The organism is Mobiluncus porci (assembly GCF_009695935.1).
Classification (GTDB): domain Bacteria; phylum Actinomycetota; class Actinomycetes; order Actinomycetales; family Actinomycetaceae; genus Mobiluncus; species Mobiluncus porci.
On the sequence record NZ_VUMY01000013.1, the window covers coordinates 71,154 to 83,317 of the forward strand.

The 12,164-nt window shown below is 56.2% G+C and carries 11 protein-coding genes; 9 read left to right on the forward strand and 2 right to left on the reverse strand.

Annotated elements, in window-relative coordinates; genetic code table 11:
• The 3 genes from gatA to FYJ63_RS07870 all read left to right on the forward strand — a co-directional run bounded on the left by gatA (window position 1) and on the right by FYJ63_RS07870 (window position 4,368).
• Window positions 1-1,524, forward strand: coding sequence for an Asp-tRNA(Asn)/Glu-tRNA(Gln) amidotransferase subunit GatA (gene gatA / locus FYJ63_RS07860; protein ID WP_154545488.1), 1,524 nt, complete (start codon window positions 1-3; stop codon window positions 1,522-1,524).
• On the forward strand, window positions 1,521-3,020 hold the full coding sequence (gatB, locus tag FYJ63_RS07865; protein ID WP_277028147.1) for an Asp-tRNA(Asn)/Glu-tRNA(Gln) amidotransferase subunit GatB: 1,500 nt from the start codon (window positions 1,521-1,523) through the stop codon (window positions 3,018-3,020). Before gatA ends, gatB begins: the two co-directional genes overlap by 4 nt.
• Window positions 3,021-3,480: 460 nt before the next feature.
• Window positions 3,481-4,368: a cell wall-binding repeat-containing protein gene (locus tag FYJ63_RS07870; RefSeq protein WP_154545490.1), complete on the forward strand. Its 888-nt coding sequence runs from the start codon at window positions 3,481-3,483 to the stop codon at window positions 4,366-4,368.
• Window positions 4,369-4,490: 122 nt separating this feature from the next.
• Here the strand turns inward: FYJ63_RS07870 and FYJ63_RS07875 are convergent, their stop codons facing one another.
• Both FYJ63_RS07875 and FYJ63_RS07880 read right to left on the reverse strand, forming a co-directional pair.
• Entirely contained in the window at window positions 4,491-5,096 is a 606-nt protein-coding gene (locus tag FYJ63_RS07875) for a hypothetical protein (protein WP_154545492.1), read from the reverse strand.
• A complete protein-coding gene (locus tag FYJ63_RS07880; protein ID WP_154545494.1) occupies window positions 5,089-5,454 on the reverse strand; it encodes a helix-turn-helix domain-containing protein in 366 nt (121 codons plus the stop codon). Before FYJ63_RS07880 ends, FYJ63_RS07875 begins: the two co-directional genes overlap by 8 nt.
• A gap of 125 nt (window positions 5,455-5,579) precedes the next feature.
• On the opposite strand from FYJ63_RS07880, the gene FYJ63_RS07885 reads away from it, so the two are divergent.
• From FYJ63_RS07885 to trpA, 6 genes are all read left to right on the forward strand, one after another.
• Window positions 5,580-6,851 (forward strand): AGE family epimerase/isomerase, encoded by a 1,272-nt coding sequence (locus FYJ63_RS07885; RefSeq protein WP_154545496.1) that lies wholly within the window; start codon window positions 5,580-5,582, stop codon window positions 6,849-6,851.
• A 319-nt stretch (window positions 6,852-7,170) separates the two neighbouring features.
• Entirely contained in the window at window positions 7,171-8,193 is a 1,023-nt protein-coding gene (gene trpD, locus FYJ63_RS07890; RefSeq protein WP_154545498.1) for an anthranilate phosphoribosyltransferase, read from the forward strand.
• A complete protein-coding gene (trpC, locus tag FYJ63_RS07895; RefSeq protein WP_154545500.1) occupies window positions 8,193-9,074 on the forward strand; it encodes an indole-3-glycerol phosphate synthase TrpC in 882 nt (293 codons plus the stop codon). The genes trpD and trpC overlap by 1 nt, the downstream gene beginning before the upstream one ends.
• On the forward strand, window positions 9,071-9,733 hold the full coding sequence (locus FYJ63_RS07900; protein ID WP_154545502.1) for a phosphoribosylanthranilate isomerase: 663 nt from the start codon (window positions 9,071-9,073) through the stop codon (window positions 9,731-9,733). Before trpC ends, FYJ63_RS07900 begins: the two co-directional genes overlap by 4 nt.
• The gene (trpB, locus tag FYJ63_RS07905; RefSeq protein WP_154545504.1) at window positions 9,730-11,013 is read left to right on the forward strand and encodes a tryptophan synthase subunit beta; all 1,284 of its coding nucleotides are present in this window, start codon (window positions 9,730-9,732) and stop codon (window positions 11,011-11,013) included. Before FYJ63_RS07900 ends, trpB begins: the two co-directional genes overlap by 4 nt.
• Window positions 11,006-11,812 (forward strand): tryptophan synthase subunit alpha, encoded by an 807-nt coding sequence (trpA, locus tag FYJ63_RS07910; RefSeq protein WP_154545506.1) that lies wholly within the window; start codon window positions 11,006-11,008, stop codon window positions 11,810-11,812. The genes trpB and trpA overlap by 8 nt, the downstream gene beginning before the upstream one ends.
• Window positions 11,813-12,164 lie beyond the last annotated feature (352 nt).

The following is a 12,164-nucleotide window of genomic DNA, read 5'->3' on the forward strand; positions in this document are numbered from 1 at the left end:
ATGAGTGCAGACAATCTTTACCTGAAATCCGCCCACGAACTGGCAGACCTGCTAGCGAAAGGCGAAGTCACGAGCGAAGAACTCGTTGAGATTTTCCTGGATCGCATCGAGAAATATGACAAGGACCTCCACGCGTTCTTGTTTGTAGACCGCGATGGTGCGCTGGAAACTGCGCGCCGGGTTGATGCTGACCGTAAAGCCGGTAAACCCCTCGGGAAGTTCGCGGGCGTCCCGATTGCGATTAAAGACAACATGGTCACCCGCGGCAAGCCCACAACCTGTGCCTCGAAGATTCTCGAAGGCTGGTTGCCGCCCTACGACGCTACGGTGGTTTTGAAGCTCCAGGAGGCGGGACTGCCGATTCTCGGTAAGACCAATATGGACGAGTTTGCGATGGGTTCTTCCACCGAGCACTCCGCTTTCGGCCCGACCCGCAACCCTTGGGATCTCGAGCGTATTCCCGGAGGGTCCGGCGGTGGCTCGGCGGCAGCAGTCGGCGCGTTCCTCGCTCCCTGGGCGCTGGGCTCGGACACCGGCGGTTCGATTCGCCAGCCCGGTTCCGTTACCGGCACGGTCGGAGCAAAGCCGACGTATGGTGCAGTCTCCCGCTACGGGCTCGTGGCGATGGCTTCGTCTTTGGATCAGATTGGGCCGGTGACGCGCAATGTGGCTGATGCGGCGGCTTTGCAAGAGATTATCGGGGGACACGACCCGCTCGACTCAACGTCGCTCGATGAGCCGGTTCCGGATTTGGACGCGGCAGTGGCTGCGACCGCTGCGGATGCCAAAGGATTGCGAGTTGGAGTTGTGAAACAAATGCAAGGTGAGGGCTACCAGGCCGGGGTTCTCCAGCGCTTTAATGAAGCCGTTGACCGGCTAAAGGCAAGCGGAGCGACCGTGACCGAGGTGGACTGCCCGTCATTCGAGTATGCACTTGCTGCCTACTACCTGATTATGCCCGCGGAAGTTTCTTCGAACCTGGCGCGCTTCGACGGGGTGCGCTACGGGCTACGCGTCATGCCGAAAGACGGCGAAGTCACTACCGAACGCATGATGGCAGCGACCCGCGAGGCCGGATTCGGAGAGGAAGTAAAGCGCCGCATTATCCTCGGGACCCACGTCTTGTCGGCTGGATACTTCGATGCCTATTATGGGTCGGCCCAGAAAGTCCGGACCCTCGTCCAGCGCGATCTCGCGGCGGCCTTTGAAAAGTGCGATGTGTTGCTGACCCCGACCGCGCCGACAACTGCCTTCAAGTTTGGTGAAAAAGTTGATGACCCGATGAGCATGTATCTAAACGACGTCGCGACCATTCCAGCAAACCTCGCCGGAATCCCGGGGATTTCCGTACCGGGAGGGGTGGCACCGGAAGACGGGCTGCCGGTCGGGATTCAGGTGCTGGCTCCGGCTCGTGGAGATAAGGTCATGTACGAGGTGGCAGCGCGCCTAGAAGCGCAGTTGGCTGAATCGAATGAGCCGATGCCGTCCTGTCCGGCATCTGAGTGGAAGGAGGCCGCGAAGTGAGCGACAAGTTGATGAAGTATGAGGAAGTCACCAAGAACTTCGATCCGGTTCTCGGCATGGAGGTTCACGTCGAGCTGGGTACTGCGACCAAGATGTTTGACTGGGCGCCCAACACTTTCGGCGGCGATCCCAACACGAACATCACTCCGGTGTCTCTGGGTCTCCCGGGTTGTTTGCCGGTCGTCAACAAGAAGGCAGTGGAATACGCGATTCGCATCGGTTTGGCGCTCAACTGCAATATCGCAGAATACTGCCGTTTTGCGCGCAAGAACTATTTCTATCCCGATTTGACCAAGGCCTTCCAGACCTCCCAATATGACGAGCCGATTTGTTATGACGGCTGGATTGATGTGGAACTCGAGGACGGCGAGGTTTTCCGCGTCGAAATTGAGCGGGCGCACATGGAAGAAGACGCCGGCAAGAACACCCACATTGGTGGAGAAGACGGGCGTATCCAAGGCGCGGATCACTCGCTAGTGGACTACAACCGCGCCGGCGTGCCGCTGGTCGAGATTGTGACCAAGCCGATTACCGGTACTGGCGCGCGCGCCCCCGAGGTGGCGGCCGCTTACGTTCGGACTTTGCGCGATATTTTCCGCGCGATTGGTGTTTCCGAGGCTCGCATGGAGCGCGGTAACGTGCGCGCAGACGTGAATATTTCCCTGCGGGCGAAGCCGGAAGACCCGATGGGGACCCGCACGGAAACCAAGAACGTGAACTCTTTTAGAGGCATCGAAAAGGCGGTGCGCTACGAGATGCGTCGCCAAGGGGCGGTTTTGTCGGAAGGCGGCCAAGTTATCCAGGAAACCCGCCACTATCACGCGGCGGACGGCACGACCTCTTCGGGTCGCGAAAAGTCCGACGCGGAAGACTATCGTTACTTCCCCGAGCCTGACCTGGTGCCACTAGCGCCGAGCCGTGAATGGGTGGAAGAAATCCGCAAGAGCCTTCCCGAGATGCCGGCGGTACGTCGTAAGCGGCTGCAGGGAGAATGGGGATTCACCGACATCGAGATGCGCGATATCGTGAATGCAGGCGCGGCTGATCTGATTGAGGAAACCGTGGCGGCTGGCGCGAGCGCTGCGGGAGCCCGCAAGTGGTGGATGGGCGAGATTGCTCGGCTGGCCAAGCAAGAGGAGAAAGACCTCGAAGAGATGTCGATTACGCCCGCTCAAGTGGCCGAACTTGAAGGGCTCTTGGCCGAAGGGAAGTTGAACGACAAGCTTGCCAAACAGGTCATCGCCGGTGTCTTGGCTGGTGAGGGCGACCCGGCAGCGGTGGTAAAGGCTCGCCGGCTTGAGGTTGTTTCCGACACTGGCGCATTGGAGGCAGCAGTGAAGCAAGCGATTGCCGACAACCCCGACGTGGTCGAGAAGATTAAGGGCGGTAAGATGGCGGCGATTGGTGCGCTCATCGGTCCGGTCATGAAGGCGACCCGCGGTTCGGCGGATGCTGGCGCGGTGAAAGAGCTCATCACCAAAGAGCTTGGCCTGTAACTGATTGCGTAGCAGAGCGGGGTCAGACCTCAGCGTAGCCGGAGCACCTCTAACGGCGCTTGCGCCGTAAAAAGGAACCGTCCCCATTGGTATATTTCCGAGGTAGATTCCTCCAGATAGTGATGGCAAAACCTGAAAAGTGTCGATTTTAGGGGTTCTGAAATTCTGAAAAGTGCAACGAACAACGTGTTATCGCTGGTGAGGGGTTTGCCTAGAAAAAGTGTTCAGTGGTTGAACACTTTTGTTCAGCCACTGAGGCATTCCCTCGACACGCCCTTCCACAGGTGATGGACTCGTAGGGAACGCACCAGCCACGATTCCTCTTCCCAACTTTTCTTTAAAAACCCTGAATTTCGACGGAATTTTCCTCAATCGCCTGACAGGTTCGCGGGGGAGTGTATTCTAAGCAGATTTCCTCGTTCCTAGGAAATTTTCAGTAAGCCATAGAAAGGTAACAGCAATGAGAAATCTGCGACGTCTGGCGGCTGGTGCGGTCGCGTTTATCGCTGGTTTATCCATGACGACATCTGCTTTTGGGGTTTGTCTCAATCTTGAAAAGGGCCGGATTTACGGGGCGAATCGTATTGATACTTCGATTGCGATTGCTAAAGAGGCTTTCCCTGGCCAGGCGCAGTCGGTTTATCTCGCCCGCATGGACGTGTTTGCCGATGCTTTGGCCGGTGGCGCCTTGACAAAATGTGGTATCTATATCTACATGCCGGGCTCTGAAGTTCTCCTGAAGGCTGCCATTGATCAGGTCAATACCCCCAAGGTGATGGCTTTGGGCGGACCAAGCGCAGTCAGTGAAGACGTCCTTGATCAAGCCGCCTTGCGGACCCAATGCGGCGAAACTGCGAAAATCACAGAGGAGCAGGTGTGCCAGGCTCTGATTGACAAGATTAACGCCAACACTCACGGTTATGCTCCGGGTAAGCCCTTGAAGCAGTACAGAACGACTCTGCAAAACCGTGCGGAAGGCATGTGGGAGGACGATACTTGGGAAGAGCTGTACCCCCTAACAAAATATTATTCAGATAATGCCTACAACCGTTCCTTTGAACGTTTCGTAATTTACAGAAGTTCGGGAACTCATGACGGTATCTGCGGCGAGGCCTATGAGGGATACGGTCGGATTAACACCACCGAGTGCAATGAAGAAGCAGCTTGTGTTCTCGATCATATTAGGAATTCGGATATCTTTTTGCCGCATCAAGGGCGCACATCGATTAATGGGGAGTGTACCTTTACGCTCGAGGGCGCATCTCTGGCCACCGATTCCAATACTCGTTACGGAATCGCGGTCGAGATTACTCCAAACCAGGTGCGTTACGCCTGGAAGGCGAGTTAATCACCAAGCGCAACGTATGGGGGCGGCTGCTCTTACAGTCGCCCCCATTTGGAACTACAAAACCTAAACCTTGGTGAATTCTTTATCAATAAGCTCGTGCGTGTTCGTCAAGACACCGAAATCTAAGCTTCATCGCTATAGAGGAATCGGGCCGCGGAATTGGACTGCGGAAGGATTTGCTGAAGGTGGCAGGGTTCAATCTCGAAGAGATCGGCGTGTGTCGAGAAAAGTCGCGGGTGTTGCCTGGCAATGGCGGCATGGATTTCTGCGGGCGTATGTGGCGGTGAAACCTGGCGCTCGGCAAAAAGATTCACAATGCGCGCGTAAGCTTCACGGTTGAGATATTTCGACAGGAATAAGTCCGGGTTAACCGCTGATGTTCCAACAGCTTGGAGGTCCGGTTCGGCGAAGTCATCCACGTCTTCTGTAATGAGAAAACGCGCGTTGGACGCTGCGGCATCGGCAAGAATCTGGCGGTCAGTCTCGGAAGTCGCCGTAAAACGATCGTTGATTTTCCCGGTCGGGCTCAAAATCCCTCCGTAAATCTGTCTTACTTCGGTGACGCTGATCATTCGTGGTCGGAGGTGTCGATTCGCCTCGGTTTCCGCGGTTTTGCTCCAGACCGCAAGAAAACCGCTGAAGGGGCCGCACGCAGTAAGCTGGGTGCGAGTTACCGGTTTTGCCAACACGTTAGCATCCAGGAAAACGCGGAAAAAGACCTCACTCACCGAAGAGCTCCGCGCTCAAATCGGCTCGAGTCAGGGTGACAACGTCCCCCATGGTTTCCTTCCAAAACCGTTGAAACTCTAGATAGGGGATACGATTTCGATTTCCGACTTTGATTGCTTTTATCTCTCCGTTTGAAATGCGGCGTGAAATTGTCGAACGCGAAACCCCAACCATTTGCGCGACCTGAGCAGGGGTCAGCATGCGTTGCTTGGCAGATAGAGTTACAGCTGCCCCTGCCTCGGCTGCCTGGGTTACGAAATTTGAAATCCGCTCCAGCCAGGTCTTGCCGTTACGCTCAGCCTCACCCCGGGATGATGCCAGAACATCCTCGGGCATCAAAGTTAATGTTGCGGTCATGTTCTAATTCTACGCACGAATTGCACACTTGTAAAGCGCTATCTGTGCATCTTGGATTCCTGAGCACCCCCTTTAATTTCCGCTCTATTGCTCACAGTGTTTGACTTTTTCGGTAGGCTTGAGTCATGGCAGATACCTTGGATTTGGAGGCGCTGGCGGCTCGGGAGCTCCCGGCATTGCAAGCATTCGGGGCGCACTCGTTGGTCCCCGCAGGCTTCGGATACCTCGGCCCGGACGGCGAGATTATGGCGGAACTTGGTGCGCAACTGTGGATTAACTGTCGCATGACCCATATGTTTTCGCTGTTTGCCCTGGCTGACATCAACGCGGACGAGTCCCGCAAACTGGCCACCCACGGCGTTCGAGCCTTGCTCGAGAACTTCCAAGACCAACTCAACGGCGGGTGGTTTTCCTGGATCGACACCGAACTCGACCAGGCCGGCAAAGCCCGCCCGCGCCTTGATAAAGCCCCGCGAAAAGAAGCCTATGCCCACGCGTTCGTCCTGCTCGCGGGGGCTTCCGCGATGGTCGCAGGAATTCGCGGCGGCGAGGACCTGTTTAACCGAGCCGCCGAAATCCAGGACGCGCACTGGTGGGAGCCCGAAGCGGGGCGGGTCAGGGAGTCTTTTGCCCCCGACTGGTCGGACCTGGAAGACTACCGCGGTGCGAATGCGAATATGCACACGGTGGAGGCTTGTCTCGCCGCCTTCGACGCGGCTCGGGACCCGAAGTGGCTCAAGCGTGCCGCCGCAATCTCAACCCACTTAATCAGCGAGAAAGCCCGCGAAAACGCTTGGCGCCTGCCTGAACACTACACGGCTAACTGGGAAACTGATCTCGATTACAACCGCGACAAACCGACCGACCCGTTCCGTCCTTGGGGAGCGACTCCCGGTCACGGCTTCGAGTGGGCCAGGCTGATTACCCAGCTCAAAGCCACCGCGGAAACCGCCGGCCTAGCCACCCAGCTCCATCTCGACTGGGTCGAGGAAGCTGCCGCCGGCCTTTACCAAACCGCCCTCGAATCCTGGGGAAGTGACGGTGCGGATGGCATCCCCTACACCACCGATTTTGCTGGCATTCCCGTGTCTTCCCAGCGGATGCACTGGGTCGTCTGCGAAGCGCTCGCGGCGAGCCTCGTGTTGTCGCGGTATTGTCAGCCAGGGGACTCATTAAAGGCCATCGCCGCATCCTGGGCGGGCCGTTTTGGTGAGTACGCCCAAAAATACCTCATCGAAGAACCCGGTCGCTGGCGCCACGAACTCGATGCTACTAACGCCCCGGCAACGCTGACCTGGCCGGGCAAACCCGACATCTACCACGCCGGACAGGCCATGTTCCTCGTAAACCTGCCGGTCGCGCCATCTTTCGCTAAGGCTGTCGCTGACGGAAAATAACCTCCAAAATCACAAATCGCCACGCAATGTCTCATTAAATGAGATAAATATAATCAAAATATGGACAACCGTTTGTCTATCTCCAATCTTTCGGTTAGGCTGTGCGTACTACGGCAAACAGTAAGGATTGAAAAATGCACGCGAATCGATGGCTCTGGTGGCGCTAGGCGCCGCCGACTTCGTATTTTGTGCACAGACACAAATTTTGGCGGCGCCCTCCGGTTGCCGCTCTTATTATGCTTTCTTCCTAATCGCAGGGTGGCTACGGAGAACTCACTTTGACAACTCTCAACTAACCACTTAAAGAAATGGAAAGGCAATGATCCAAGAAGCCATCGCCCAAGTTATAAAAGGAAAAGAACTCGACCCCGATCTCATGATGAATGTCATGGACGAAATCATGGAGGGGGATGCTACCGATTCCCAAAAGGCTGCATTTCTCACCGCGATGACCATGAAGGGAGAGACTATCGGGGAAATCACCGCAGCCGCGCGGGTGATGCGCCGGCATTCCGAACGGTTTTTGAACGATATGGATGTCCTTGAGATTGTGGGAACCGGCGGGGACCATGCCAACACCTTCAACATCTCCACGACTTCGGCTTTCGTGATTTCCGCTCTCGGGATTCCGGTCGCCAAACACGGTAATCGTGCCGCTTCCAGTAAATGCGGGGCCGCAGACGTTTTGGAAGCCCTAGGAGCAGACATTGAACTTGCCCCCGCGCGCAGCGCCCAAATCCTTGAGGACATCGGGTTTTGCTTCCTCTTCTCCCAGCGTTACCACACCTCGATGCGTTATGTCGGAAACGTCCGGAAGGAAATCGGGATCCGCACCCTGTTCAACGTGCTCGGCCCGCTCGCGAATCCGGCCGGAGCGAGCATGGAGCTCCTGGGGGTTTATGCCGAGGACCTCGTTGAGCCTCTGACCCAGGTCATGGTCAATTTGGGAGCGAAACGGGTCATGACGGTTTACGGACAGGACAAGTTGGATGAAATTTCATTAAGCGCTCCGACGACAGTTTGTGAAGCTCTGGATGGGAACGTGAAAACATACGAGATTGAGCCCGAGGATTTTGGGCTCAACAAATGCCGGAAGTCGGATTTGGTGGGAGGAGATGCGGCGGAAAATGCTCAGATTTTACGTGAAATCCTCGGTGGACAATCGGGGCCAAAGTCTGATGCTGTCCTACTCCAAGTCGGGGCGTCAGTCCATCTAGCGCGCCCGGAATGCTCCATTGCTGACGGCATCGGAATGGCACGAGAGGCGCTGGCTAGCGGAAAAGCTCTGGCGCAACTGGACAGATTCATCGAGGCGACACGCATGGGGAAAGAGGAATCCTGATGAACATCTTGGAACAGATTGCCGAAAGTAGGCGACAAGACGTTGCAGCAAAGCGCCAACTCAAGCCACTGGATTTTGTCGCCCGCGAAGCTGAGGAACTCGCGGAAGCTGAACTTGACCGAGGGAAACCACAGCAATCCAACTTGCCCGGCGGGGAAGACACAACTCGGGAGGACCTGCTGGCTGGGTCGAATGATTTTCCCTTCCCCTTTGAGAAGGCGCTTGCGAAACCCGGAATTTCCTTTATTTGTGAGGCAAAAAAGGCTTCGCCTTCTAAGGGTCTGATTGCTTCGGATTTCCCTTATCTCGAGATTGCTCGAGATTACGAGACCGGTGGAGCGGCAGCAATCTCGGTTTTGACTGAGCCTCATCACTTCCTGGGTGAGGATCGATATTTGCGTGAAATCTCGGAAGCGGTGGCGATTCCGACCCTGCGCAAAGATTTCGCCATCGATGACTACCTGATTTATGAGGCGAAAACCCTCGGGGCAGCGGCGGTGCTGGTGATTGTCGCGCTGCTCGACGACAAGACACTCGCGAAGTTTATTGCGCTCGCCCATCGACTCGGTCTCTCCGCCCTGGTAGAAGCCCACGACAAAACCGAAATCCACCGCGGGTTGGACGCGGGAGCGCGCATTATCGGAGTCAACAACCGCGACTTGCGTACTTTTGAGGTCGACTTTGAAAACTCCGAGCGGCTTCGCTCCGAAGTCCCTCGGGACGTCCTCTTTGTGGGGGAATCCGGGGTGAAAAGCCGCGCTGACGTCGAACGTCTAGAGGCCGCCGGAGAGGACGCAGTTTTGATCGGGGAAACCCTCATGCGCGCCCCCGACCGAGTGGCTACGCTGAAAGTTCTGCGTGGGGAAGGCTCCGGGAAATGACACTCGTCAAAACCTGCGGGATGACCCGCGAAACCGATATTGACGCGGTAAACGCAGCGAAGCCCGACCTAGTCGGCTTCGTTTTCGCGCCGTCGCCGCGCCAAATTACCCCAGTTCAAGCGCGCGCATTCAAGCGGCGACTTGTTCCGGGGATTCAATCGGTAGGCGTCTTTGTAAACGCTGCGCCGACTGAGGTTGCCGAGCTCGTCAACAACGGCACCGTTGATGTGGCGCAACTGCACGGGGATGAGGACGAGGATTATATCGGTCAACTCCGGAGGTTACTTGACCGCGGGGAAATCATGCAGGTGTTTCGGATCCCACCAGACCTAGAGCGAGCCAAAGAAGTCCTCGAGAAAGCTAAGCAAAGTCTCGCTGATAAAATTCTTTTCGATACCGGCTCGAAGAGGGTTTATGGAGGGAGCGGGGAGATGTTCGACTGGGGAATCCTCAAGAACTTCCCGCGGCCTTTCTTCTTGGCTGGCGGAATCGGCGCCGAAAATGCCAGCGATGCCATAGCCGCCATCGCCCCGCACGGCCTGGATGCTTCTTCAAGCCTCGAAACGGAAGGACGAAAAGACCCCGAAAAAATCCGCGCATTTGTTGAAATTGTGAGAACTATTGACCCTCAAACCAATAAGAAGAAGGCTGCTCAATGAACCAGATATCCCTTGAGGAAATCCCTGTCGTAACCGGAAACCAATACCTAGACAGTCCCCTGGCTGAGCCCGACCAGACACCGCTTCACGGCGCCAAGGAAACTGGTCGCTACGGGGAATTCGGCGGGCAATACATCCCCGAAACCCTCATGAACGAGGTGCAAAACGTCGAACGTGCTTACCTCGAGGCCCGGGACGACCAGGACTTCCAAAACGAACTTGCGCGTTTGCTCACCGAATACGCCGGTCGTCCCTCGCTGCTTTATTACGCTGAAAACATGACCCGTGACCTCGGCGGGGCGAAGATTTACCTCAAACGCGAAGACTTGAACCACACTGGGTCGCACAAAATCAACAATGTGCTCGGCCAAGCGCTCCTCGCTAAACGGATGGGAAAAACACGGATTATTGCCGAAACCGGAGCGGGACAACACGGGGTAGCAGCGGCCACCGCGGCGGCTTTGCTCGGGCTCAAATGTGAGATTTTCATGGGCCTTGAGGACACGAAACGCCAGGCCCTGAATGTTTACCGCATGGAGCTTCTCGGTGCGACAGTTCACGCGGTCGACTCCGGTACGGCGACCCTGAAAGACGCGGTCAACGAGGCAATGCGGGAGTGGACGCGTCGGGTTGATGACACGCTTTACGTGCTGGGTTCAGTAATGGGGCCTCACCCGTTCCCGATGATGGTGCGAGATTTTCAGCGGGTCATCTCCCGAGAGGCGCGCGCGCAGATTCTCGAGCGGGAAGGCAAATTGCCTGACGTGGTAACCGCTTGTGTGGGCGGGGGATCGAACGCGATCGGGATGTTCTACGAATTCATCCCCGACTCTTCCGTCCGCCTGATTGGTTGCGAAGCTGCGGGTCGCGGGGTTGAAACCGGTGAGACCGCCGCTACCATAGCCACCGGATCCATCGGCGTCTTCCACGGCATGAAATCGCTATTTTGCCAAGACGAAGACGGACAAATCGCGCCGGTTTACTCGATTTCCGCTGGGCTCGATTACCCCGGAATCGGCCCGGAACACGCTCACCTAGCCAAAAAGGGTCGCGCCGAATACGTGCCAATCACTGACCAAGAAGCGGTAAATGCCTTTGAATATGTCGCTCGCCAAGAAGGAATCGTGGCGGCCATCGAGTCGTCGCATGCAGTCGCGGAAGTCATCAAGATTGCTCCCGAAATGCCGCGAGATTCCATCATAATTTGTTGCCTATCAGGGCGCGGGGACAAAGACGTCGCCGCCATCGCACGCTATCGCGGAAAGGATATTCATGACTAAGCAAGTACCGATCGTCAAGGCTTTTGAGGGTGGGCGCAAAGCGTTTATCCCTTTTATTACTGCGGGAGACCCGAGCCTAGAGGACACGGAGCGTTTCATAGTAGCCATGGCTCGCGCCGGGGCTGGAATCATTGAGATTGGCATCCCGTTTTCTGATCCGATTGCGGAAGGGCCTGTCATCCAGGAAGCGAATGTGCGCGCTTTGAGCGCTCCCGGCGGCTGCAAGACGGACGCAGTTTTCGAGATGGTGGCGCGGGTTCGCGAGCAAGTCGAGGTGCCACTCGTGTTCTTGACCTACTTGAATCCGGTTTTCAAATACGGTTATGAGCGTTTTTGTAAGCGCTGTGCGGAAGTGGGGGTGTCCGGGCTGATTATTCCGGATTTGCCCTTTGAAGAAAGCGGGGAGCTGCGGCCCATCGCCGCGACGCACGGCGTGGACGTGATTTCACTAATCGCCCCGACTTCGGCTGCGCGGATTCGAGAGATTGCCGCGGCGGCCAGCGGTTATATCTATGTGGTGTCTTCGCTAGGGGTTACCGGAACCCGCAGTGTCATCACGACCGATATTGGTGCGATGGTCTCGGAAATTCGGGCAGTCACGGACACACCGACGGCGGTGGGCTTCGGGATTAACACCCCTGAACAGGCCGAACACTATGCTGGATTGTCCGACGGCGCGATTGTCGGTTCAGCAATCGTGAAACTCGTAGCGGCTAATGGTGCCAACGCGGAAGATCCCCTAGCTGAATACGTCAGGGAAATGGTGCGGGCGGTGAAAAGCGCGGAATCTGGGGAATAAGTCGCCTCTGCGACGGGGCGCGACACGCCCGAAATGAGACACACGGGCTTCAGGATTTGCGTCTTCGGAAATGAACGTGTATTGTTTTATCTGTTGCGCTCTTTTGGGTTGAAACCGGAAGATGCAACGCCCCGATTGTTGAAAACTCGGCGAAAACTGGGTTGGAGCGGTGAGTGGGTTTGTTGGTTTTGATCTCGATAGTGTTTTTGTTTTTTTGTTTACGCGTTTTTTTGTTTTTGCCTTGCCTTGCTTTTTTGTGGGGTGGGGTTTGTTAGTGTTTTTGTCTGGTTTTCTGTTTTATGAAAATTGGGTTTTGTCAGGTTTTTTCTGACTGAATTTGTTCCCCTGTTTT

Coding starts and splice junctions, on each gene's coding strand:
- FYJ63_RS07900 (WP_154545502.1), top strand. CDS start 9,071: ATGACACTCGTCAAAACCTGCGGGATGACCCGCGAAACCGATATTGAC.
- gatA (WP_154545488.1), top strand. CDS start 1: ATGAGTGCAGACAATCTTTACCTGAAATCCGCCCACGAACTGGCAGAC.
- trpD (WP_154545498.1), top strand. CDS start 7,171: ATGATCCAAGAAGCCATCGCCCAAGTTATAAAAGGAAAAGAACTCGAC.
- FYJ63_RS07885 (WP_154545496.1), top strand. CDS start 5,580: ATGGCAGATACCTTGGATTTGGAGGCGCTGGCGGCTCGGGAGCTCCCG.
- FYJ63_RS07870 (WP_154545490.1), top strand. CDS start 3,481: ATGAGAAATCTGCGACGTCTGGCGGCTGGTGCGGTCGCGTTTATCGCT.
- trpC (WP_154545500.1), top strand. CDS start 8,193: ATGAACATCTTGGAACAGATTGCCGAAAGTAGGCGACAAGACGTTGCA.
- trpB (WP_154545504.1), top strand. CDS start 9,730: ATGAACCAGATATCCCTTGAGGAAATCCCTGTCGTAACCGGAAACCAA.
- trpA (WP_154545506.1), top strand. CDS start 11,006: ATGACTAAGCAAGTACCGATCGTCAAGGCTTTTGAGGGTGGGCGCAAA.
- FYJ63_RS07880 (WP_154545494.1), bottom strand. CDS start 5,454: ATGACCGCAACATTAACTTTGATGCCCGAGGATGTTCTGGCATCATCC.